Source organism: Acinetobacter sp. TUM15071 (genome assembly GCF_008980925.1).
In the GTDB taxonomy this organism is placed as follows: domain Bacteria; phylum Pseudomonadota; class Gammaproteobacteria; order Pseudomonadales; family Moraxellaceae; genus Acinetobacter; species Acinetobacter dispersus.
The window spans coordinates 123,242-146,608 of record NZ_BKGB01000001.1; the positions used below are offsets into that span (position 1 = coordinate 123,242).

Consider the following 23,367-nt stretch of genomic DNA (forward strand, 5'->3'; position numbering starts at 1 on the left):
AACTTTGATTTTTTTAATATTTTATAAAATTCAATGATCTAAAACAGGCTTTTTCAATCTTTCGCGCATGTTCTGTAACGGATCATTTCTCGTAAAAATTGACAGCTTTATGGATTTGCAAAAATGTGGCAATTAAGTAAGAACAACAATTCGACAGATGTCGTTAATAAAGTGGAAAAGTAGTCGACTATTAAACGCTCAAATTTGCAACATAATATATCAAAATTTAGCTTTTTTGCGCTCTTGGATGGGTTTGATCATACACTTTGGCCAATTGTTCAAAGTCCACATGCGTATAAATCTGGGTGGTCGATAGATTACTATGACCCAGCATCTCCTGCACAGAACGTAAATCACCGCTGGCTGATAGCATATGACTGGCAAAACAATGCCTTAATAGATGAGGATGTAAATCAACATTCACACCCGCACGTTGTGCTTGCAGTTTGACCCGATTTTCAATTTGACGCGGCGTTAAAGCATTACCACGCTGCGAGATAAAAACTGATGAATCCGCATTAAAGCCACCTTGCCAAATTCGATAGATTTTTAACCATTCAACCAAACTGTCTTTGGCTTTAGTACCAAATGGAACGATCCGAGTTTTATTGCCTTTACCTGTAATACGTAACAGCTGTCGATTAAAATCAATATCTTTAACTGTTAAACCTTGTAGTTCAGCTAAACGCAAACCACTTGAATATAATAGTTCAAGCATAGCTTTATCACGTAACCATAGCTGTTGTTCGATCGGCTTTTCTGGCGCTGCTTGATCTAAAATTTGATGTACAGTCTCAATATCAATCATGCCCGGCAAAGGTCGTGGTTGACGCTTTAATTTAAAATCTTCGGATGGATTTTGTTCCAAATATTGACCTTGTTCCGCCCACTTCATAAATTGGCGAATTGAAGTCAAATGACGCTGCAAGCTACTACTACTCAGTTGATCTCGTTCAACCCGATTAGCCAGATACTCTCTCAAATCCGATGCTTCAATATCTTGCAGTTGTAATTGTTTATATCCACAGAACTTAAAAAAATCCGTTAAATCTCGTTGATAAGCAGCAATGGTATGTTCAGATTGATTTTGAATCATGCGTTCTTTTAACCACATAGATAGCAGTTTTTCAGGGCTTTCCAAATTGCTCTCCAGTGTTATGCCTATAGCTACTGCTACAGTCTAGCAAATTTTACTGCGATTTATCGTTAAACCAATATCGAAGTATTGATGCCTGTGTAATACAATAAATTTCAAGTTTTAAGTAGCGCCATCATCATGACAACAATGCTTATTCCCTATCTCATCGCAATCACCCTCTTGACCATTACCCCTGGTCTAGATACCACACTGATTATTCGCACTGCGACCTTGGAAGGCAAAGCCAAAGCTTTTCAAGCGGCTTTGGGTATTAATCTAGGTTGTATTGTGTGGGGAATCATCGTGGCTTGTGGCTTAGGTGCCTTATTGATGACCTCAGATATTGCCTTTAATCTTTTAAAATGGATGGGTGCAATTTATCTCACATGGTTAGGATTTAATCTTATTCTAAAACCTCGCAACCAGCTCGCGAGTTTAAATGACGCTACAACGACTCAAAACTGGTTTATTAAAGGCTTCTGGGGCAATTTGCTCAATCCTAAAGTTGGTATTTTTTATATTTCCTTTTTACCCCAATTTATCCCCCAGTCCTCATCTCCAATCATTTGGACCATGGGACTGGTGATGATTCATGTCGTGATTGGTTTTATTTGGTCAATCTTCCTGATCTCAGCCATGCAATCGATTTCAGGGTATTTAAAGCAACCAAAATTCATTCGCTATATGGATCGTATTACAGGGAGTATTTTCATTTTATTTGCACTCAAACTCGCATTCAGCAAACGATAAGCAATAAAAAGCACGTTGATTAAAACGCGCTTTTTTTAAATCTTAGATCATCAGCCTTGGAAATATCTTAAATCCAAACGGGCATCATAAACATGCGTGGTTGGACCAGTCATCCACACCACATCACCTTCACGCCAAGCAATATGTAACTTACCACCTGCAAGCTGCACTTCAACTTCATTGGCCAGCAAACCACGGCGCATACCACTGACCGCTGCGGCACAAGCCCCTGTACCACAAGCCAAAGTCTCACCTACACCACGTTCAAACACACGTAAACGGATATGCTTTTCATCCAGAATCTGCATAAATCCAGCATTCACACGTGCAGGAAAACGTGCATGTGATTCCACTTGTGGTCCCATACCTTCAACATCAGCAGTTAATACGTCTGGTACAATGGTGACCGCATGCGGATTACCCATATTGACTACATCAATATTAATGCTCTGACTATCTGCAAGTTCCAATGCGTATAAGCCTTCAATATCTTCATGTTCTTGAGTAACAAATGGAATTTCTTCAGGCAAAAACTTCGGTGGGCCCATATTGACACGCACCCAGCCATTGGCACCCAATTCAGGCTCTACAATCCCTGCTTTGGTTTGCACACGAATTTTGGTTTTAGTCGTCAATTGACGCTCATGTACAAAGCGAGCAAAACAACGCACCCCATTACCGCATTGTTCGACTTCAGAACCATCTGCATTAAAAATACGGTACTTAAAATCAACATCCGGTAGATCAGGTGGTTCAACAATCAACAATTGATCAAAACCCACACCGAAATGACGATCAGCTAAACGCTGAATCGTGACTGTATCTAAATAAGCTCGCTGGGTAACGAGGTCAACAACCATAAAATCATTGCCTAACCCATGCATTTTGGTAAATTCTAAATACATCTCAATTTACTCCTCAGGCAACAAACGCTCTTTTTCCCAAAGGGATTCTATGGTTTCGCGCTCACGAATTAAATAGGCTTGATCACCACTGACCATAACTTCAGCAGCACGACCACGCGTATTATAATTAGAGCTCATCACAAAACCGTATGCGCCTGCACCCAACACAGCCAATACATCATTTTCCTGTAGCGCCAACTCACGTTCTTTACCCAAGAAATCACCAGTTTCGCAAATGGCACCGACTAAATCCCAAGTTTTAACTTCAACGTCAGTATTTGGATTAACCGACTGAATATCCATCCAAGCTTCATATAAAGCTGGGCGAATTAAATCATTCATGGCCGCATCAATAATGGCGAAGTTACGATGATTAGTCGGTTTGAGTAAATCCACCTTGGTTAATAATGCGCCTGCATTGGCAGAAATACTACGTCCCGGCTCCATAAATACTTTGAGACCCAGTTTTTCTAAAGCTGGACGCATTGAATTGGCATACTCTTCAACACTTGGTGGCGTTTCATCTTTATAACGCACACCTAAACCGCCGCCAATATCAATATGTTTGAGGTTGATACCCAAGCTTTTCAATTGCTCAATCATTAAAATCACACGATCAAGTGCATCCACAAAAGGTTTAGTTTCAGTCAATTGTGAACCGATATGACAATCAATACCGACGATCTCAAGATTCGGTAACGATGCTGCATATTGATAAGTTTCATCAACAGTATCGCTTGGAATACCAAACTTGTTTTCTTTCAAACCTGTAGAGATATAAGGATGTGTTTTGGCATCTACATCTGGATTTACACGTAACGAAATCGGTGCTTTTTTGCCAAGTTTTGCTGCAACTTTTTGAATACGATCCAGCTCGGCATGTGATTCAACATTAAAGCAAGCAATCCCGACATTTAAAGCTTTTTCGATATCTGCTTCAGATTTACCTAAACCAGAAAATACGATTTTCGAAGGCTCACCACCTGCCGCCAGCACACGTGCTAATTCGCCACCTGTCACGATGTCAAAACCTGCACCTACTTTTGCCAATACATTCAACACAGCCAAGTTTGAGTTTGACTTCACTGCAAAACAGATTTGATGATCGATAAAATCAAAAGCACGGTGCATATCCAAGTAATGCTTTTCAAAAGTTGCTTTTGAATAAACATACAAAGGCGTGCCGTATTGCTGTGCGAGCTGATCCAGTGAACATTGCTCAGCATGCAATACTCCATTAATGCGAGTGAAACTCATGAAGATGTCCTTATTTACAAACTTAAGGTGAGATGGTCTGTGATTGAGTCGTTGAAGACGTCGCTTGGCTTTCCCTTTTTACATCGTCTGCTTTGCTTGCCGACGATGCTTTCGCCTGAGATGCTTCATTTTTATAAAGCAGATATTTTGCACGATTGTCGTAGTTTGGATCAGATGGCAATTGCAATGCACCTGACTGACCACATGCAGTTAAAACGACACTGCTGAGCAATAAACTGATTGAACAAATGACTTTAAGCATCTGAGCACCTAACTTTTACAATTCGGAGCAGTATAGCGTGATCATCAGATTGGCTAAAGTCTAAACTTCAATGAATAAAACAATAACCATAAAAAAACGCCGACTTTAAAGTCGACGTTTTCATCATCATTGAGCTAAAAGCTTACTTTTTCTTATAGAAGAAATAACCAATAGCCAAAATAATGAACCAGATTGGGCTGACTTTTAATGATTCTAAAGTCGTTTCATCCAACGCTAGGAAGTAAATTGTTGCAAGGAAAAATAAAATTACAACCCAACATGTAAACACGCCACCAGGCAATTTAAATGTAGATTGTGCATGCAGTTCAGGACGATTTTTGCGGTAGTTAATATAACTCCACATGATAATGATCCATACACAGATGAACAGAATCGTTGATAAAGTCGTCGCTAAAGTAAATGCTGTCACTTCGTCATTAGTACCCGTTTGTAATTTATAAACGAACTGTACGAATGCACCGATAAAGATACAGATAGACGAGAAAATCAATGCTTTTGCAGGTACTGCAGATTTAGACAGTTTTCCGAATAGTTTAGGTGCTTGATTATCTCCAGATAAACCAAACAACATACGACTGGTCGAGAACACACCACTGTTCATTGATGACATTACTGACGATAACACCACCAAGTTCATAATGATTGCAGCAGATGCAATCCCCGCTTGCGAGAAGATATTTACGAATGGACTGACTTTAGGATTAATCTGATCCCAAGGTGTCACACACATCACCACGAACAATGCCAATACATAGAAAATAATGATACGAATTGGAATCGAGTTAATCGCTTTTGGTAAATTGCGTTTTGGATCTTGTGTTTCAGCAGCAGTTGTACCCACCAACTCCACACCGACAAAGGCGAAAATAGCAATCTGGAAACCAGCCAAGAAACCATCTAAGCCTTTAGGGAACATGCCACCATGTGTCCATAAGTTAGACACACTTGCTACAGTACCAGAAGCATTGGTAAATCCAGTAAAGATCATCCACAAACCAACAGCAATCAAGACAATGATCGCTGTGATTTTCACCATCGCAAACCAGAACTCCATTTCACCAAACAGCTTTACGGTGACCAAGTTCAAGCCAAGTACGAATAGAATGGCGACGGTACTAATCAGTAGACCGCCAGCAGCACTGAAGGATTCACCACCATTGAAGAATTCAAGATAATAAATAATGGCTGATAAATCTGCGATACCAATCGTGACCCAACAGAGCCAGTAAGTCCAACCTACAAAATAGCCAGCCCAAGGGCCAATTAAATCCGTCGATAAATCAATAAAAGATTTATAGTTTAAGTTTGATAGTAAGAGTTCCCCCAATGCACGCATTACGAAGAACACCATCAAACCAATGGTCATGTAAATAAATAGAATTGATGGTCCAGCTAAACTAATGGTTTTACCAGATCCCATGAACAACCCTGTTCCAATGGCACCGCCAATCGCAATCAACTGCAGATGTCGATTAGATAGACTACGGTGAAGTCCGCTTTGTTCAGCAGCCTCACTCAGATTTTGATTCGACATTTTACAAAAACTCTCCAGTGTTTTAGTTCATTAGCTGAAACAACGCCGAACAACGATTCGTACTATTTTTAGTATCTTTTCTCGTTATTCATGTGTTGGCTTGCTTTAGCTAAGAAATGTTTTACCTGTATTTTTTTCAAGTGAAATACAATCGAATTCGATCATACGCACAAGGTTAAAACAATACAATGAACTTATGAGGGCAACTCACCAGTCATAAAAAGGCACTTCAAAATTAAAGAGTGGCAATGTAAGCCACTCTTTTTCTACTTGAGAAAATATTGATTTATAATTCAATCATTAGAAGGTTGCTTCTGTTTATTTTTGAGACGCTCCTCCCAAAAAGTTGCATTACGGATACCCAATTTAATTGGATCAAATGTAAACTCCTTAACTCCTGCTTTTTGTTGTTCTTCATAGTCACGTAAAGCTTTAATGGTCGGTTTCCAAATAAAATAAGTGACGATAATACCAATAATATTGATCCATGCCATTAAGCCAACGCCAATATCACCAATCCCCCAAATATAACCTGTTGCACTTACAACACCATAAGCCACAGAAATCATAATAAAACATTTGGTGATGAACAGCAGTGATGGCGCTTTGGTGATATAACTCAGATAGGTAATATTGGTTTCCGCAATATAGTAATAGGCGACGATCGTCGTAAAGGCGAAGAAGAATACAGCCAATGCAACAAAGATTTGACCAAAGCCACCAAATACGGTGCTCACTGCCATTTGTGTAAATGCAGGTGAACCAATTTCAGTGGTAGCCGCAACATTTTGTACAATAAACTGCCCTGCTTCTAAAGTACCTTGTACGTTATACATACCGGTGATTAAAATCATAAAGGCTGTAGCAGAACATACAAATAATGTGTCGACATAAATCGAGAAGGCTTGGACAAAACCTTGTTGTGCTGGATGTTGAACCTCAGCCGCTGCTGCTGCATGTGGTCCTGTACCTTGTCCCGCTTCATTGGAATAAACACCACGTTTTACCCCCCAACCAATTGCCGCACCTAAGCCTGCCATTGGAGAAAAGGCATCTTCAAAGATGAGTTTGATCACGCCAGGTAATTCTTGAATGTTCATCCCAACAATAATGACGGCCATCAGAATATAACCTAATGCCATAAATGGCACGACCAACTCTGCAAAACGCGCAATACGTTTGATTCCACCAAAAATAATGATAGCCAATAAGGTTACGATCACAACAAGCGCTAATAATTTATACGCACCCACATTACCAAACACGATAGCGCCTTCACCCGTAATTTGGGTAAATGCATTACCAACGGCATTGGCTTGAATACCTGGTAAAAATAAGCCACAAGAAATAATCGCAGCAATGGCAAATAGAATTCCTAACCAACGTTGCCCTAGTCCACGATCGAAATAGAAAGCAGGACCACCACGATATTCACCTTGATACTCCACTTTATAGATTTGACCAAGTGTTGATTCAACATAAGCAGTACTTGCACCAAGAAATGCAACCAGCCACATCCAAAACACAGCACCTGGACCACCGAAACCAATTGCTGCCGCAACACCTGCAATATTACCAACACCAACACGTCCTGATAGAGAAACAGATAACGCTTGGAATGATGAAATCCCTTGTGCTGAAGATGAACCATTAATCAATAGTTTCGCCATTTCCTTAATTTGGCGAACCTGTACAAACCGAGTTAAAATAGAAAAAAATAAACCTGCACCGAGGCATAAATAGATCAGCGCTGGACTCCAGATAATCCCGTTGACCCAATTTACAATTTCTGCTGCACTCATAGACATCAACCTTTATTATATATTTTGAAAAGATAGTCACTGCTAAATTTTCATTCGTCTGAGCATGAGCAATATCTATGCCATTCGATCAAAATCTTATGACAATAAATAAGTGAACACACCAACACCATCCATGGAAAAAGTGAATTGAACAAAAAAATGAATGCTAAAAACACACTGTCTATAAGTTGTATATCATGTTATTTTCCTGAGCACTTCCCTTTAACCAACCAGTGACGAAACCGTACTGTCTTCTTGTTTTATCCTTATAAAGAACGATCAGCATTGTTAGAAATTTTCGTCCTGACTCTTTTTTATCTAATTTTAAGAAAGTTTTCAATTTTATCTTATGGCAAAAATTAAATCCGTTTACAGATGTGAACAATGTGGTGCAGATCATCCCAAATGGGCTGGGCAATGTTCTGAATGCGGCGAATGGAATAGTTTACTAGAAGTCCGTGTCGAACCAGTGGTGACCCATCGTGGTCAACCTAAAATGGGTGGCGGTTATGCAGGCCAAGTCGCAAATATTACCACACTCAATCAAATCTCGGTCTCAAATGAAACCCGTCTGCAAACGGGGATTAGTGAGTTTGATCGAGTCTTGGGTGGCGGCTTGGTGACAGGCTCTGTAGTACTGATTGGTGGTGATCCTGGTATTGGTAAATCGACTATCCTGCTGCAAACTGCAACGCACATGGCCAATAAAAAAAGCTCAGCACTTTATGTGACGGGTGAGGAATCACTTTCACAGGTTGCCTTACGGGCTCAACGTTTGGATCTTCCCACAGATTCACTTAAGGTCATGGCAGAAACCTGTGTCGAGCGTATTTGCGAAGTGCTCGCCCAAGAACGCCCTGCTGTTGCAATTTTGGACTCAATTCAAACCTTATATACTGAAACACTGCAATCAGCACCTGGCGGTGTCTCACAAATCCGTGAATCTGCTGCCCTGCTGACTCGGTTTGCCAAAAATAGCGGCACTGCTTTATTCCTTGTGGGGCATGTTACCAAAGAAGGTGCGCTGGCAGGCCCTCGTGTTTTAGAACATATGGTCGATTGTGTACTTTATTTTGAAGGACAATCCGACTCTCGTTATCGCATGATACGTGCGGTAAAGAACCGTTTTGGTGCAGTCAATGAACTCGGGGTATTTGCGATGACCGATAAAGGTCTACGCGAGGTTGCCAATCCATCAGCGATTTTCCTGAGTCGCTATGATGAAGCCATTCCGGGTTCTATTGTGATGATTAGTCGCGAAGGAACTCGCCCACTACTGGTCGAAGTACAAGCACTGGTTGATGATGCACATGGACAACCCCGTCGAGTCGCATTGGGCTTGGAGCAAAACCGGTTAAATATGTTGCTTGCAGTAATGCACCGACATGGTGGTGTACAAACCTCTGGGCAAGATGTCTATGTGAATGTGGTCGGTGGTTTGAAAATTACTGAAACAGGTTCTGACTTAGCCGTTTTACTTGCTTGTGCATCCAGTTTGAGAGGCAAAGCCTTGCCGCAACAGTTAGCGGTTTTCGGTGAAGTTGGACTCTCTGGTGAAATTCGCCCTGTACCCAATGGTCAAGAACGCCTGAAAGAAGCAGCAAAACATGGTTTTAAATATGTGATCTTACCAAGAGGTAATGCACCGCAAAAACCCATTGAAGGCGTACAAATCATTGCGGTTGCCCGTTTACATGAAGCATTGACAGAAGCCATGCAGTTGAGTGATGAGTTACTCTGATGCATTGACATAAAAAAACATACTTTTCTAGTTGAAATTACATCGAAATACCTGCATAAATACATTTACAAACTGAATTTAAATAGGAATTTTCGATGCAAGTACATCAGCGTGGCTTGATGGCAGCTCTTTTAATGGCAACTTTGGTTGCTGCACCGCTTGCGGAAGCAAAACGTGCAGGTGGCGGTAAAAGCCACGGCATGAGCAGATCTAGTTCATCTAGCCAATCTTACCAGCCATCTCGTCAAGCAACTCCAGCACCTCAACAACAAACTGCACCACAGAGATCTGGTCCAGGCGTAGGTACGATGGTTGCTGCGGGTGTAGCTGGTGCTGCAGTAGGTGCTGTTGCTGCCAATGCATTAGCAGATGACAAGCAACACAATCCAACAGCAACTGAGCAACAAGCTAATGCTCAAGCGCAGCAACAGGAAGAAAAAGGTGGCATTCCTAGCTGGCTTTGGGTTCTTCTTGCTGCAGCGATCGCCTTCTTTGTTTTCCGCAAATTAGGCGCAAAAAAAAAATTAGCAACCAATAATCCATATGCACCAAACAATGGCGGTCAAAATAACTTTGGTCGTCAAACTCCACCTCAGCCTGCGGCACGTCAAGCAGCAACTGACAATACCAATATCTTTGGTCAGTCTGTAGGTGGCGGTACTGCTGCTCCGCAAGCGCCATTTGGTGCTGCATCAATGAGTAGCGGCAACCAATTACCAGATGGTACTGAACCTGCTGCATTCTTACGTATTGCGCGTCAACGTTTTAACCATATCCAATCGGTAAATAGTGCAAGTAATGTAGAAGAAATTCGTCGTTATTTAACACCTGAGCTTTATAGCTCAATGTATAGCGACATTATGGCGAACCAAGACCAAGACGTTGCTGAATTTAGCAACCTCAATGCAATGGTTGTGGAAAGCTCTACTGAAAATGGTCAATACGTCGTAAGCGTACGCTTTACAGGTACTGTGAGTGAAGACTTAAACAGCTTGCCTCAACCATTTGCTGAAATCTGGCATTTTGTGAAGCCTGCTGGCTCACAACAAGATTGGGTTGTTGCAGGTATTCAACAAGCTTAACTGCTTTGATTGAACAAAAAGAGCTGTTTCGACAGCTCTTTTTTTATGGGTTAGCTTTTAGCAACACTAAAAAAAGCCACTCTCTATATCGGAGAATGGCGGAGTGTAAATAGAACAACGCTTGATACCTATTATAATAATGAAACAGCACAACCTAGCACGATCTGTCTATTGATACTAACGGATAAGCTCATGGAAAAACTATTCCTCATTTGGGGAATAAAGCTATTTTATTGAGACTATATTCAACAACTTTCAGCTCCCACTTTGTCGTGAATATCACGCCACAAATACGTCTTTAGGAACCACTATCGGCACGTTAAGGTTAACTTAATCCATTTCCCCTACAACACAAAACTGCAAGCCTACGAGGGCAATCTGCTCAGATTCATCATGGTATATAAACCGACTCACATAAAAAAGGCTTTGCCGAAGCAAAGCCTTTAAATCTGATCTTTTAAGTATTCAGGATCATGAAACAAACTGTAGGAACAACCAATATAGACCACCAGATAAGGTAATCGTTGCTGGTAAAGTAAAGATCCAAGCAGACAGAATTGTTCTAACCGTTGCGAAGTTTAGACCTGACTTATTGGCAACCATAGTACCTGCAACCGCACTGTTTAACACGTGTGTGGTTGATACTGGCATACCAAGACCATCCGCTGCTGCAATAGTACTCATCGCTACAAGCTCAGCAGACATGCCCTGACCATAAGTCATGTGGTTCTTACCAATACGCTCACCGACAGTCACAACAATACGCTTCCAGCCCACCATGGTACCTAGACCAAGCGCAAGAGCAACCGCAACTTTCACCCAGTTTGGAATGTACTGAAGGAATGAATCCAAGCTACTACGGTATTCTTTCACAACTTTAGCTTGGTCTTTATCCATTTCTGGCAAAGCTTCAGCTTTATCTAAACGCTTAAACGTTGTGGTGCTTAAATACATGTCATTGCGGATTTCACTAACAGCAGCCTCAGGAATCGCCTTAAGATCGCCATAGCCAGCAACACGTGTACCCAAGTGCTCTGTCATACTTGCGAGCGCAGGCACAACTTCAGCCGTTTGTTCTTTGGTTTGGATATATTTAGTTAATACTTCACGCGCTTTCTCATCTGTCAGCTCGTTTTGATTAACGTTTAAAACCGTCGCTGTTTTTGAAGAAAGCTGTTCAAAAGACTGTAAATGCTGTGCATCCAAGTTTTTATTTAATGAATAAGCCAATGGAACCAAGCCAATTAGGATCAACATGATCAGGCCCATGCCTTTTTGACCATCGTTTGAACCGTGCGCAAAGCTCACACCTGTACAAGTAAAAATGAGAATTGCACGAATCACTGGTGGTGGTGGCTTATTGCCTTCTGGTGGCTGAAACAGCTCCATTTGGCGTTTAAATACTTTCTTCACCAACAGAAATAGAATTGCTGCAAATGCAAAACCAATCAATGGAGAGAATAATAATGCCTTACCAACTTTAATCACCTGATCCATATCAATACCGCTACTGGTCGCACCAGCTGAAGCATTTAAGATATGGTTCATAATACCCACACCCAAAATCGATCCAATTAAGGTATGTGAACTTGATGCAGGAATCCCCAAAAACCACGTTCCTAAATTCCATAGGATCGCCGCGATTAACAATGCAAAAACCATCGCAAAGCCAGCACCACTGCCGACATTCATGATCATTTCTACAGGGAGTAATGCAATAATACCGTATGCAACCGCACCACTCGCCACCATAACCCCAAGGAAGTTACAGAAGCCAGCCCACATCACTGCTGCTGGAGCAGGTAATGCATTGGTATAAATAACCGTCGCTACAGCATTTGCCGTATCGTGAAAACCATTTACAAATTCAAAGCCTAAAGCAATGAAAAGTGCCGTCGATAAAAGAATAACTGAATATAAACTTAAAGGCGGTACATGTGCCAAATCAGCACTGAGCTGAAAACCGATATAAATCAGTGTTGCAACAATAATTGTCAAAAACACCGGCATAAAGAATTTCGGTGTTGGTACATGTACATTCGTCGATTTTGCCTGAGAGCTGGCAAGCGGTGAATCCGAAACAGGAGGAAGATTAGAATTCATGTAGACGGTTAGAGGATAATAAAATCCCCTGTATTGTTTAATTAAATTATGACAATTATATGACAAAGGGCTGTCACATAAAGCCAAAATTTCATGTTTTCATCACATTTTTTTGTATTTTCCAGTAATAAATTCACCTTATTTTTCATTTTAATTAATAAAAAACAATGCATTACAAAAACAAAAACAACGATAGAACTGTTTGTCTGATTTTGCAACAAACGCTACGAAATATGACATTAAACTGTCACATTTCGAACTGGATGTTTTCTTTTTAAGCATTATTCAATTCAATTGTGACAACTTCATGAACATTTTATGACATTTTCTAAGTGACCCGATGAATCACTGTTCAAGCTTGCTGAAAATACGCGCTTTGACCTAGCTTCTGTTACAATGCCCCTGCTTTTTATCTTGATCATCAACTGGGGTTTCTGAATGTCCACGCTTACCACCCTACAATCACTTCTTGCCCAACGCATCCTGATTATTGATGGTGCAATGGGAACCATGATTCAACGCCATAAACTAGAAGAAGAAGATTATCGTGGTGAACGTTTTGCAGATTGGGCATCAGACCTTAAAGGCAATAACGATTTATTGGTTCTAACCCAACCTCAAATTATTCAAGGTATCCATGAAGCCTACTTGGATGCAGGTGCAGATATTATCGAAACCAACAGCTTTAACGGCACCCGTGTTTCAATGTCTGACTACCACATGGAAGACCTTGTTCCAGAGATCAACCGTGAAGCGGCTCGATTAGCCAAAGCAGCATGTGAAAAATACTCAACCCCAGAGAAACCACGTTTTGTTGCAGGCGTACTTGGCCCAACCTCACGTACCTGTTCGATCTCACCGAATGTTAACGACCCTGCATTCCGTAATATTACATTTGATGAACTCAAAGAAAACTATATTGAAGCTGCCCACGCCTTGATTGAAGGTGGTGCAGACATTCTCTTGATCGAAACTGTGTTTGATACCTTAAACTGTAAAGCTGCAATCTTTGCGGTGAAAGAAGTATTCAAGCAAATTGGTCATGAACTGCCGTTGATGATTTCAGGCACCATCACCGATGCATCAGGTCGTACCTTAACAGGCCAAACTGCAGAAGCGTTTTGGAACTCAGTACGTCACGGTGATTTACTCTCGATCGGTTTTAACTGTGCCTTGGGTGCGGATGCGATGCGCCCCCACGTTAAAACCATTGCGGATGTTGCTGATACTTTTGTCTCTGCGCATCCAAACGCTGGTTTGCCGAATGCCTTCGGTGAGTATGATGAAACTCCAGAACAAACCGCAGCATTCATTAAAGAATTTGCTGAAAGCGGTTTAATCAATATTACAGGTGGTTGCTGTGGTACCACACCAGATCATATTCGCGCTATCTATAATGCAGTCAAAGACATTCAGCCACGTCAAATTCCTGAAACCAAACCAGCCTGCCGTTTAAGTGGTTTAGAGCCATTTAACATTTATGATGATTCACTGTTCGTCAATGTGGGTGAACGTACCAACGTCACGGGTTCAAAAAAATTCCTGCGTCTCATCCGTGAAGAAAAGTTTGCCGAAGCTTTGGAAGTAGCTCAGCAACAAGTTGAAGCCGGTGCACAGATCATCGACATCAACATGGATGAAGGGATGCTGGATTCGCAAAATGCGATGGTGCATTTCCTGAATCTGGTTGCTTCTGAACCTGATATCTCTCGCGTGCCGATCATGATTGACTCATCAAAATGGGAAATCATTGAAGCAGGCTTAAAATGTGTACAAGGTAAACCTGTTGTTAACTCAATTTCATTGAAAGAAGGTTATGACGAGTTTGTTGAAAAAGCACGGTTATGCCGTCAGTATGGTGCTGCGATTATTGTAATGGCCTTTGATGAAACAGGTCAGGCAGATACCGCTGCACGTAAGCGTGAAATTTGTAAACGTTCTTATGATGTTCTCGTCAATGAAGTGGGCTTCCCTGCTGAAGATATTATTTTTGACCCGAACGTATTTGCCGTGGCAACAGGCATCGAAGAACACAACAACTATGGCGTCGATTTTATTGAGGCTACAGGCTGGATCAAACAGAACTTGCCACATGCCATGATTTCAGGTGGTGTATCTAACGTTTCGTTCTCCTTCCGTGGTAATGAGCCTGTGCGTGAAGCGATTCACTCGGTATTCCTATACCATGCCATCAAACAAGGCATGACTATGGGGATCGTGAACGCTGGTCAAATGGCGATTTACGACGATATTCCAAAAGAACTAAAAGATGCAGTTGAAGATGTTGTTCTGAACCAAAACCAAGGTGAATCAGGTCAAAACGCTACAGAAAAACTGCTTGAAGTGGCGGAAAAATTCCGTGGTCATAGTGGTGCGCAACGCGAAGCCGAAAACCTTGAATGGCGCAATGAGTCAGTTGAAAAACGTCTTGAATATGCCTTAGTTAAAGGTATCACTACTTATATTGATGAAGATACTGAAGAAGCGCGTTTAAAAGCCAACCGTCCACTCGATGTGATTGAAGGCGCATTGATGGATGGTATGAACGTGGTCGGTGATTTATTCGGTTCGGGTAAAATGTTCCTACCACAAGTGGTGAAATCTGCGCGTGTAATGAAACAAGCCGTGGCATGGCTGAACCCATACATCGAAGCTGAAAAAGGCAATGCACAATCCAAAGGTCGTGTTTTGATGGCAACCGTAAAAGGTGATGTGCATGATATTGGTAAAAATATCGTAGGCGTGGTTTTGGGCTGTAATGGTTATGACATCGTTGATCTTGGCGTGATGGTACCTGCGGAAAAAATCCTGCAGACTGCGATTGATGAGAAATGTGACATCATCGGTTTATCTGGTTTGATTACCCCATCTTTGGATGAAATGGTATTTGTTGCCAAAGAAATGCAACGTAAAGGCTTTGACATTCCGCTGTTAATTGGTGGCGCAACTACATCGAAAGCACATACTGCAGTCAAAATTGATCCGCAGTATCAAAATGATGCAGTGATCTATGTGGCCGATGCTTCCCGTGCGGTTGGTGTAGCAACGACCCTACTATCAAAAGAAATGCGTGGCAATTTTATTGCAGAACATCGTGCTGAATATGCCAAGATCCGTGAGCGTTTAGCCAATAAACAGCCGAAAGCAGCCAAACTCAGCTATGCCGAATCGATTGAAAATGGTTTCAAGGTGGATGACAACTATATCCCACCGATTCCAAATAGTTTAGGTACGCAAGTCATTACCAATTATCCATTGGCGACCTTGGTTGAGTACTTTGACTGGACACCTTTCTTTATCTCTTGGAGCTTGGCGGGTAAATTCCCGAAAATCCTGACAGATGAAGTAGTGGGCGAAGCAGCCACTGATTTATATAACCAAGCGCAAGCGATGCTAAAAGACATTATCAAGAATAATCGTTTTGATGCACGTGCGGTATTTGGTCTATATCCTGCACAACGTACAGGTGCGGATACAGTGAGCGTATTCGATGAATCTGGTCAAAAGGTTACACATACCTTTGAGCATATTCGTCAGCAATCTGACAAGGTGACAGGCAAACCAAACTTATCTTTAGCTGACTTTATTAGCACTTCTAAAGACAATACCGATTATCTCGGTGGTTTTACTGTATCAATCTTTGGTGCGGAAGAATTGGCGAATGAATATAAAGCCAAAGGTGATGATTATTCAGCAATCTTGGTTCAGTCTTTGGCTGATCGTTTTGCCGAAGCATTTGCCGAGCATTTGCATGAGCGTATCCGTAAAGAGTTCTGGGGTTATAAAGCCGATGAGACTTTGGGCAATGAAGAATTGATCAAAGAGAAGTATGTCGGCATTCGTCCTGCACCAGGTTACCCTGCTTGCCCAGAGCATTCTGAAAAAGCGGTGTTATTTGATTGGTTAGGTTCGGAAGCGAAGATCGGTACCAAGTTGACTGAACACTTTGCGATGATGCCACCTTCTTCTGTGAGTGGTTTCTATTATTCTCATCCTGAAAGTGAATACTTTAATGTAGGTAAGATTTCTCAAGATCAACTTGAGGATTACGCGAAACGTAAAGGCTGGACACTAGATGAAGCGAAGCGTTGGTTAGCGCCGAATTTAGATGATTCGATTGGGTAAGCTATAAGAAAAAAGTCCCCTCGATTGAGGGGATTTTTTATTTTTGTATTAAAATTAGGAAGCATAGGAATTTTCTAAATTTTTAAGATTAAATATATCTGCATTAACTTTGATATAAATATGTTGACTAAGTTCCTCATGTTCATCAACGGTTAAGTCAGACATAGCTAAAAACATTTTTTTTACATTCCGCTGTATTCTCAAAACTTTATGAGCCAATCTAGGATTTTGTTCTTCCGCTCTAAAGAATATAATCACTTTCATACCACGTTTTAAATTTTCAGCAATTAGCTTCCACCAAAACTTATCTGTTTCTCCCAAAGAACATCCAAAAATAAAAATCATATCCGCTCTATTGATTAAATTTTCACATCTTTTATCTACATTGTGCCTTTGTCTAGAATTAGATTCTATTTTTATTAGAGCCTCAACGAAATCATTATCATTATGAAATTTCTCATTTAAAACTTGACTTTTATCATTCACACCCAGAATAGTTCTCTCACTTGTATAACCATGAATATGTATCAACTCTTTTAAATAAAATTTAGTATTATTATAAACTCCAATAGGATCTTGTGGCCTATAGCCTTCTAATATATTTTTTATAGAAGGAGTATAATTAAAATTAATAATATTTATAATTCTAGCATTTGCCCCCCACTTACTGCTATATTCAACAAGTTCATTCATGTCAGCATTTGACAGAAATGTTTCTGCTTGGCATAGGTTTTTAAAAAAAACATCTTTTTTTAGGGTATTAAAATCATAACTTTCAGACTCTTTATCTAAGTAATCACAAAGACTATTTAAAATATCCTCATAGACTTCATCAAAATCAGAAACTTTTTGAAAATTTAATGTATAACCCCCTAAAGCAAGCTCTAAATCTGACCAGTGTTTAACATTATCAAATATATTTAATTTTAATTGTTTAATCAACTCAGAATCAGATTCATTTTTCAAATAATATTCATAAAAATCAATATACTTAGTTTTTAAACCTAAATTAATATCAAAACCATTCCCAAATAAATACAATATATTCATAATAATAAAAAACCAAAATTATATAATAAAAGTCTTATAATTATATAATTTTCTATCAAAAAATGCATACCTATGGAGGGACTAGAGCATTGAATTTTTTTATAAAAATTATGCTCAACCCAATCCAAATGTCTCTATCACAATACATAAACTCTATTTAAAAACTATATCATTTCAATATAGGCTCTCTACTCCTACAGCTCTTTCCGCTTCTCAATCAAATCTTCAAGATTCTGATAAACATGCAAAACTCGATCTTTATGCGTTCGCGCGTTATCCAAACGCTGCTCAGGATCAACCAACAACAAGGTGTGACCATCATCAATCAAGCGATCAATCCCCTCAAGAAACATTCGTTTTCCGACATCATGAATTAGGGAAATCTGGGTTAGATCAATCACGATGCTACTGTTATCGTCTGGCTCACATTGCAGCGTCCGTAACAACATTTCCGCTTCAGTAAATTTCAAGACACCACGAAGTACATACACACTCAAAGAAGCATCTTTTCCCGTTCGGTAATGGCTCTGCACAATGGTTTGTGCGGAAGGTGTGCCTTCCATCAAATGCAAGCCCATATCACGAGAGAGTCGCTCCAAGATATCTATGCCGCGTACACTATTGCCATGTTCATCGAGTCGAGGAGAAAAAGCCGCTATGCTGACCTGACCGGGTAACACGCCCAAGATTCCGCCAGCGACACCACTTTTGGCAGGAATACCAACCGTTGTGAGCCAATCCCCCGCGGCATCGTACATACCGCAGCTCATCATCACGCTCAGAACTTGGCGTACCACAGCACGATTCAATAAGCGTTTTCCAGTTTTAGGATCAACCCCGCCATTGGCAAAAACACTGCCCATCCGCACCAAATCTTTAACCGTGACCAAGATCGCGCATTGACGAATATAACCATTCACAATATCAACAGGATCAGTTTCCAAAATCCCGACGGTACGCAACATATAACCAATCGAAAGGTTACGATAAGCCGTTTTCACCTCAGATTCGTAAACAGCATCATCAAATTGCAATTCACGCCCTGCCAGCTCGCTCATAAATCGACGTAAGATTTCTGCGCCTGATAGATCCTCTTTACTTGGAATCAATGAATGCGTGGTGATTGCACCCGAGTTAATCATCGGATTTTTAGGACGACGATCTTTACCCAATGAAATTTCATTAAAGGCTTCGCCCGAAGGCTCTACTCCAACTTTCTCTAATACCGCATCAATGCCAAGCTGTTGCAGCACATAGGCATAGGTAAACGGTTTAGACATCGATTGAATCGTGAATTCAATCTCATCATCCCCAACGGAATAGATTTCACCATCGACTGTAGACAATGCCAGTGCTAATCGATCCGGATTAGCATTGGCTAACTCAGGGATATAATCTGCGAGATGTCCACTGTTATCGATATCGCAGGCATCAATCACATGTGCCAAATAATCAGGAAGTGGAGTTTTCATGGTCATCTAGCCTTTAAATGTTTCAAGTTTTAATTTAGATAAGCGCTTATAGTACAGAGGACTGATCCCATTAAAATTATAGCTTTTGTAATGATTTTATGAGCTTACATACACAACTAACTCAAACGTTCTACAAATAATATCCCATCCAAATGGTCCACTTCATGCTGAACAATCCGTGCAGGAAAACCCTCAAAAGCGGTTTCAATCACTTCACCTTGTAAAGTGTAGTAACGTACTTTGATTGCTTGCGCCCGTTCGACCTGCCCACGCTCATCTGGCACACTTAAACAGCCTTCTTCACCTAAACAAGACTCTTGAGAAAATGCCAAAATCTCAGGATTGACCATCACCACCGCATCCATTTCAGGTGCATCGGGATAACGTGGATTCGGGCGAGATGCCACAATAATTAAGCGTTTAGAAATATAGACCTGTGGTGCTGCAATCCCAACCCCATTGCGCTCCAACATGGTCGCATGCATGGCAGATGCCAATTGCAATAACCACTCACTATTAAATTCCCCGTTTGCGACAGCTGCCGCTTTAATTTTTAAAACTTCTTCACCACGTTGTGCTACAGGTAGAATTACACTCATCCCACGCCCTTATCGTTGTTTTGACCAAATAGTGAATATTATCGTATTGGATATTTTATCGCGTTACCATAATTTTCATTTAAGAATCTTGTCATAATATATTCGCGAAAAAAAATAATGAATGGCAAAGCACATGAATGCAACTCAACTGTTTCTAGGTGTCATCTTTAGCTCAATTGGCTTAGGCTATTTTATGTATGGCAAAAAGCAGAAAATGACCGTGCCTTTGGTCTGTGGTTTGGTCTTGATGCTCTTTACTTACTTTATTGATAGCACAGCCATGATCAGTATCATTGGCGTGGCGCTTTCGATTGTTCCCTATTTCCTGCGCTTCTAAAAACAAAAAACTCCCCAAATGGAGAGCTTTCTTTTCTGCGAAAATTATAGGTGTTTCTTTAATTCATCTGCAACGATCTCGATTTCAAGATTGCTGAATTTACGAATTTCACCTTCCGCATGTTTCTCTAACATGCCACCAATCAATGGCACTTTGACTTTAACAGTCCATGTTAAAGAGATATTCACTTTTTCACTATCACCCGTGACACTGCGCTCACCCTTCGCTTCCAAAGGCAGGTTTGCGCCCAATTCAACTGTTGAGGTTAAGTTTTTCAAATGGGTAATATCCGCACGTTTTAAACGGAACGCATTTTTTAATAATTTTTTCGCCACCTCTGGAATATTAACATCCAGATTATATTCACGGCGTAAAGTATAAATATCACCCTGAATATTCGATTCGATAATTTCCAAATTTTCACCCGGAATACGTTTACACACTGCTTCATGCAATGAAGTATCCGCGACCAGTCTTGAAAAGTCCTCAATTGAAACACCATGAATTGTTTCATTAACCGTAAATTGATGTGCCATTCTTAAATGTCCATTTCGTTTTATTAGGATTTCATCATTGCGCAAAAGTATAGCATTCTCATTTGCATCTCTAAATCTGATCAGACAAAAATGGATGACTGCTCGGATTAGTTATTTCTATTGTAATGATGCCGTATGCCTAATTTGACCGTGACCCGTTCCATACGACTGATATACAGATAATGATCCCCATATTCAATCACCGCATAAAACTGCTCCGCACCATCATCCAAACCTGTAGCTGACCATCTTGTGCCTTGCGGAAACTCATCTAACCAAGCCGCTTTATAAAAGTCTGAAACCGAATCAAAAGTCAGATAATGCTCAGGATCAGCCATAATTTTAGCCGCCATCTGATCAAATTTTTGTTGTTTAAACGCCTCTAAACTGAGTAACACAAATATTCCTTATTCATTTAAATGCAGCTCAGATTTTGTGCTTCGATCTAAAGTTAATCTTAAGCTGAATTACAAAAATACAGTGATTTTCTTATCGCTCTATTTTGCTAGGGAATTTGCTGTTTTTCTACATTATTTTCAGCTTTATCATATATTTTGTGCTGCTACTGATTTGCTAGACCCATCTCAATATGTTATCAACTTATTATGCTTTATATTTTTTACAACGATAAACTATAAGGAGTAAACATGTCTTATCAAAATATTTTAGTCCCTGTTGATGACTCTCCAATTTCTTATGCTGCAGTCGAACATGCGCTTTCTCTAGCAAAATTATCAGGGGCTAAAGTGACTATTCTCAGTGTGGTTGCAGTTGATCCATTTGTTGGTGTGGACTTTTACCAAGTGGCTCCTGCGATCACTGATCATTTTATGCAGGCCGAAGCACATGCCAAAACACAGCTTCAAGATATTGCCCAATCTTTTGTACGTGATGGTATTCAGGTGACAACCAAAATTCATCATGGCGTAGCCAGTGAAGGCATTATCTTTGTTGCCGATGAAGTTGGTGCAGACCTGATTGTGATGGGTTCACATGGCCGCACAGGCGTCAAACGTTTATTGCTAGGTAGTGTGGCGCGTGCCGTTTTAACAGAATCACATATTCCAGTGCTGATTGTGAAGCAATAACAGTTTGCTTTAATTGAAAAAACCTTGTATCTCGATACAAGGTTTTTTTATTTTCTAGAATACCTCGATCTGACCGATTCGCCCCCCATATTGATCATTTACAACCCTGTTCTGCGATTTAAAAAGATGCTTCACTAGCAGTTGGGCATTTATTTTCAAGTCAAAATAGTGAGTTGAATCAGCTGACTATCGCCAGAAAAAATGACCGTCAATAAAAACAGCACGTTTAAGAATAAGACACGGTTTTACAAGGATGATCAATATGAAACTCAATCCAATGGTGATTGGCCTATGTGGGATATGTATCAGTACATTGAATCACGCTGCAGCACTGGACCAATCAGGACAATCCATTCTCCCTTTTCTGGAAAATGGTAACTATGTTGAAGTCAATGCCACAGCCGTTGATGCTGACATTTCGGGGAAAATCCGTAATCGTCCAGAACTAGTCAATGATCCACAGAACCTGAACTCAGGCAATATGGGCAATAGCTTTCAATATTATAGTGCCGCGCTCAAGCTACAACTGACGGATCGAATCAGCTTTGGCCTGCTCTATGACCAGCCTTTTGGTGCCGATATTCGCTATCCGATGCAATCGAATAATACCTTTTCGGACAATGAATTTACCCAGCAAGACACATCGGTCAATGTTGATACTGAAAGTATTAGCATGATTTTGGGTGTCAGTCCTTTTAGCAATTTTCAACTCTATGGCGGTGCTGTCTATCAATCGGTGAAAGGTGATGTCGCGCTGCGTGGTAATTCATACAGTGAAGCCTTTAATGGCTATGATGCCAAATTTAAACAGGATCATGCAGTCGGTTGGCTGGCAGGCTTGAGTTATCAAATCCCAGATATTGCCTTAAAAGCTGCGCTGACCTATCGCTCCAAGATCGACCACGATATGCAAGTGACTGAGACCATGTTCGGTCAGCCTTTAGAAGTGACTACCCCAAGTAAAACCAAAATTTCGACGCCACAATCGGTGAATGTTGATTTTCAAACGGGTGTGTATAAAGACACACTGCTCTATACCAATCTACGTTGGGTCAACTGGAAAGATTTTCATATTCGCCCTACTCAATTTGGCGCAGTTACGGAGTATCTCACCGGCATAATCAGCGAAGGAACCTATACAGGTGGCTTTGACTTAGACAGCTACCAAAAGGATCAATGGACAGTCAATGTCGGGCTTGGACATCAGTTTACTGAAAAATGGAGTGCATCCACTGAAGTCAGTTGGGATTCAGGGACAGGTGACCCTGCATCCACATTGAATCCAACCAAAGGCTCTTGGGGTATTGGTCTAGGTGCTCAGTTTAATCCTGCCCCGAACTACTTCATTGCGGCTGGCGTTAAATACTTCTGGTTAGGTGATGTGGTTGCAGAAGACGGCACCTATTACATTCCTGTAGCAGGAATTAAACCTATTGCTGAACAAGCCGATTTTAAAGATAACAGCGCAATCGCTTATGGTTTGAAAATAGGCTATCACTTTTAATCACGACGTCTCATCAAGCCAAATAGGAACATGATCTACTTCTGGTCTGTCTCCTACTTGG

At 40.7% G+C, this 23,367-nt stretch carries 19 protein-coding genes; 7 read left to right on the forward strand and 12 right to left on the reverse strand.

Annotated features, from left to right (window positions below; genetic code table 11):
• Window positions 1-226: 226 nt before the first annotated feature.
• Window positions 227-1,114 (reverse strand): site-specific tyrosine recombinase/integron integrase, encoded by an 888-nt coding sequence (gene xerA, locus GBI66_RS00605; protein ID WP_171494244.1) that lies wholly within the window; start codon window positions 1,112-1,114, stop codon window positions 227-229.
• A 162-nt stretch (window positions 1,115-1,276) separates the two neighbouring features.
• Here xerA and GBI66_RS00610 point away from each other — a divergent pair, with 162 nt between their 5' ends.
• Complete coding sequence (locus tag GBI66_RS00610; RefSeq protein ID WP_151714781.1) at window positions 1,277-1,888, forward strand: LysE family translocator; 612 nt, start codon at window positions 1,277-1,279, stop codon at window positions 1,886-1,888.
• Between the two features lie 50 nt (window positions 1,889-1,938).
• Here GBI66_RS00610 and dapF read toward each other — a convergent pair whose 3' ends face one another.
• The 5 genes from dapF to GBI66_RS00635 form a co-directional block, all read right to left on the reverse strand.
• The gene (gene dapF, locus GBI66_RS00615; RefSeq protein WP_151714782.1) at window positions 1,939-2,793 is read right to left on the reverse strand and encodes a diaminopimelate epimerase; all 855 of its coding nucleotides are present in this window, start codon (window positions 2,791-2,793) and stop codon (window positions 1,939-1,941) included.
• Window positions 2,794-2,799: 6 nt separating this feature from the next.
• Window positions 2,800-4,050, reverse strand: coding sequence for a diaminopimelate decarboxylase (gene lysA / locus GBI66_RS00620; protein WP_005190266.1), 1,251 nt, complete (start codon window positions 4,048-4,050; stop codon window positions 2,800-2,802).
• A 22-nt stretch (window positions 4,051-4,072) separates the two neighbouring features.
• A complete protein-coding gene (locus GBI66_RS00625; protein WP_151714783.1) occupies window positions 4,073-4,312 on the reverse strand; it encodes a lipoprotein in 240 nt (79 codons plus the stop codon).
• A 142-nt stretch (window positions 4,313-4,454) separates the two neighbouring features.
• Window positions 4,455-5,867: an amino acid permease gene (locus tag GBI66_RS00630; RefSeq protein WP_151714784.1), complete on the reverse strand. Its 1,413-nt coding sequence runs from the start codon at window positions 5,865-5,867 to the stop codon at window positions 4,455-4,457.
• A gap of 293 nt (window positions 5,868-6,160) precedes the next feature.
• On the reverse strand, window positions 6,161-7,669 hold the full coding sequence (locus GBI66_RS00635) for a sodium:alanine symporter family protein (protein WP_151714785.1): 1,509 nt from the start codon (window positions 7,667-7,669) through the stop codon (window positions 6,161-6,163).
• 349 nt (window positions 7,670-8,018) lie between these two features.
• On the opposite strand from GBI66_RS00635, the gene radA reads away from it, so the two are divergent.
• A complete protein-coding gene (gene radA, locus GBI66_RS00640) occupies window positions 8,019-9,410 on the forward strand; it encodes a DNA repair protein RadA (RefSeq protein WP_151714786.1) in 1,392 nt (463 codons plus the stop codon).
• A gap of 95 nt (window positions 9,411-9,505) precedes the next feature.
• Window positions 9,506-10,492, forward strand: coding sequence for a Tim44 domain-containing protein (locus GBI66_RS00645; protein WP_005190280.1), 987 nt, complete (start codon window positions 9,506-9,508; stop codon window positions 10,490-10,492).
• 471 nt (window positions 10,493-10,963) lie between these two features.
• Here the strand turns inward: GBI66_RS00645 and GBI66_RS00650 are convergent, their stop codons facing one another.
• Window positions 10,964-12,595, reverse strand: coding sequence for an inorganic phosphate transporter (locus tag GBI66_RS00650; RefSeq protein WP_005190284.1), 1,632 nt, complete (start codon window positions 12,593-12,595; stop codon window positions 10,964-10,966).
• Between the two features lie 438 nt (window positions 12,596-13,033).
• Here GBI66_RS00650 and metH point away from each other — a divergent pair, with 438 nt between their 5' ends.
• Window positions 13,034-16,720, forward strand: coding sequence for a methionine synthase (gene metH, locus GBI66_RS00660; RefSeq protein ID WP_151714787.1), 3,687 nt, complete (start codon window positions 13,034-13,036; stop codon window positions 16,718-16,720).
• 54 nt (window positions 16,721-16,774) lie between these two features.
• Here the strand turns inward: metH and GBI66_RS00665 are convergent, their stop codons facing one another.
• From GBI66_RS00665 to def, 3 genes are all read right to left on the reverse strand, one after another.
• Window positions 16,775-17,770 carry an AbiH family protein gene (locus GBI66_RS00665; protein ID WP_151714788.1) on the reverse strand — a complete coding sequence of 332 codons (996 nt, stop codon included), beginning with the start codon at window positions 17,768-17,770 and terminating at the stop codon, window positions 16,775-16,777.
• Window positions 17,771-17,964: 194 nt separating this feature from the next.
• Window positions 17,965-19,242 (reverse strand): glutaminase, encoded by a 1,278-nt coding sequence (locus tag GBI66_RS00670; protein WP_151714789.1) that lies wholly within the window; start codon window positions 19,240-19,242, stop codon window positions 17,965-17,967.
• 116 nt (window positions 19,243-19,358) lie between these two features.
• Window positions 19,359-19,841, reverse strand: coding sequence for a peptide deformylase (def, locus tag GBI66_RS00675; protein ID WP_004805557.1), 483 nt, complete (start codon window positions 19,839-19,841; stop codon window positions 19,359-19,361).
• Window positions 19,842-19,974: 133 nt separating this feature from the next.
• Between def and GBI66_RS00680 the strand changes: the two genes are divergently transcribed.
• Window positions 19,975-20,178 carry a hypothetical protein gene (locus GBI66_RS00680; RefSeq protein ID WP_016541744.1) on the forward strand — a complete coding sequence of 68 codons (204 nt, stop codon included), beginning with the start codon at window positions 19,975-19,977 and terminating at the stop codon, window positions 20,176-20,178.
• Window positions 20,179-20,222: 44 nt separating this feature from the next.
• Here GBI66_RS00680 and GBI66_RS00685 read toward each other — a convergent pair whose 3' ends face one another.
• On the reverse strand, window positions 20,223-20,714 hold the full coding sequence (locus tag GBI66_RS00685; RefSeq protein ID WP_005190300.1) for a DUF2505 family protein: 492 nt from the start codon (window positions 20,712-20,714) through the stop codon (window positions 20,223-20,225).
• Window positions 20,715-20,821: 107 nt separating this feature from the next.
• The gene (locus GBI66_RS00690; protein ID WP_005321921.1) at window positions 20,822-21,112 is read right to left on the reverse strand and encodes a hypothetical protein; all 291 of its coding nucleotides are present in this window, start codon (window positions 21,110-21,112) and stop codon (window positions 20,822-20,824) included.
• 249 nt (window positions 21,113-21,361) lie between these two features.
• On the opposite strand from GBI66_RS00690, the gene GBI66_RS00695 reads away from it, so the two are divergent.
• Together GBI66_RS00695 and GBI66_RS00700 are read left to right on the forward strand one after the other, a co-directional pair.
• Window positions 21,362-21,802, forward strand: coding sequence for a universal stress protein (locus tag GBI66_RS00695; RefSeq protein WP_004805552.1), 441 nt, complete (start codon window positions 21,362-21,364; stop codon window positions 21,800-21,802).
• A gap of 262 nt (window positions 21,803-22,064) precedes the next feature.
• Complete coding sequence (locus tag GBI66_RS00700) at window positions 22,065-23,306, forward strand: OmpP1/FadL family transporter (protein WP_151714790.1); 1,242 nt, start codon at window positions 22,065-22,067, stop codon at window positions 23,304-23,306.
• The last annotated feature ends 61 nt before the right edge of the window (window positions 23,307-23,367 follow it).

Excerpts from the sequence above, each read along its gene's own strand:
- xerA (WP_171494244.1), bottom strand. The coding sequence starts at position 1,114 with ATGTGGTTAAAAGAACGCATGATTCAAAATCAATCTGAACATACCATT.
- lysA (WP_005190266.1), bottom strand. The coding sequence starts at position 4,050 with ATGAGTTTCACTCGCATTAATGGAGTATTGCATGCTGAGCAATGTTCA.
- GBI66_RS00610 (WP_151714781.1), top strand. The coding sequence starts at position 1,277 with ATGACAACAATGCTTATTCCCTATCTCATCGCAATCACCCTCTTGACC.
- GBI66_RS00635 (WP_151714785.1), bottom strand. The coding sequence starts at position 7,669 with ATGAGTGCAGCAGAAATTGTAAATTGGGTCAACGGGATTATCTGGAGT.
- dapF (WP_151714782.1), bottom strand. The coding sequence starts at position 2,793 with ATGTATTTAGAATTTACCAAAATGCATGGGTTAGGCAATGATTTTATG.
- GBI66_RS00685 (WP_005190300.1), bottom strand. The coding sequence starts at position 20,714 with ATGGCACATCAATTTACGGTTAATGAAACAATTCATGGTGTTTCAATT.
- radA (WP_151714786.1), top strand. The coding sequence starts at position 8,019 with ATGGCAAAAATTAAATCCGTTTACAGATGTGAACAATGTGGTGCAGAT.
- GBI66_RS00670 (WP_151714789.1), bottom strand. The coding sequence starts at position 19,242 with ATGAAAACTCCACTTCCTGATTATTTGGCACATGTGATTGATGCCTGC.
- GBI66_RS00630 (WP_151714784.1), bottom strand. The coding sequence starts at position 5,867 with ATGTCGAATCAAAATCTGAGTGAGGCTGCTGAACAAAGCGGACTTCAC.
- GBI66_RS00695 (WP_004805552.1), top strand. The coding sequence starts at position 21,362 with ATGTCTTATCAAAATATTTTAGTCCCTGTTGATGACTCTCCAATTTCT.
- def (WP_004805557.1), bottom strand. The coding sequence starts at position 19,841 with ATGAGTGTAATTCTACCTGTAGCACAACGTGGTGAAGAAGTTTTAAAA.
- GBI66_RS00665 (WP_151714788.1), bottom strand. The coding sequence starts at position 17,770 with ATGAATATATTGTATTTATTTGGGAATGGTTTTGATATTAATTTAGGT.
- GBI66_RS00700 (WP_151714790.1), top strand. The coding sequence starts at position 22,065 with ATGAAACTCAATCCAATGGTGATTGGCCTATGTGGGATATGTATCAGT.
- GBI66_RS00680 (WP_016541744.1), top strand. The coding sequence starts at position 19,975 with ATGAATGCAACTCAACTGTTTCTAGGTGTCATCTTTAGCTCAATTGGC.
- metH (WP_151714787.1), top strand. The coding sequence starts at position 13,034 with ATGTCCACGCTTACCACCCTACAATCACTTCTTGCCCAACGCATCCTG.
- GBI66_RS00645 (WP_005190280.1), top strand. The coding sequence starts at position 9,506 with ATGCAAGTACATCAGCGTGGCTTGATGGCAGCTCTTTTAATGGCAACT.
- GBI66_RS00625 (WP_151714783.1), bottom strand. The coding sequence starts at position 4,312 with ATGCTTAAAGTCATTTGTTCAATCAGTTTATTGCTCAGCAGTGTCGTT.
- GBI66_RS00650 (WP_005190284.1), bottom strand. The coding sequence starts at position 12,595 with ATGAATTCTAATCTTCCTCCTGTTTCGGATTCACCGCTTGCCAGCTCT.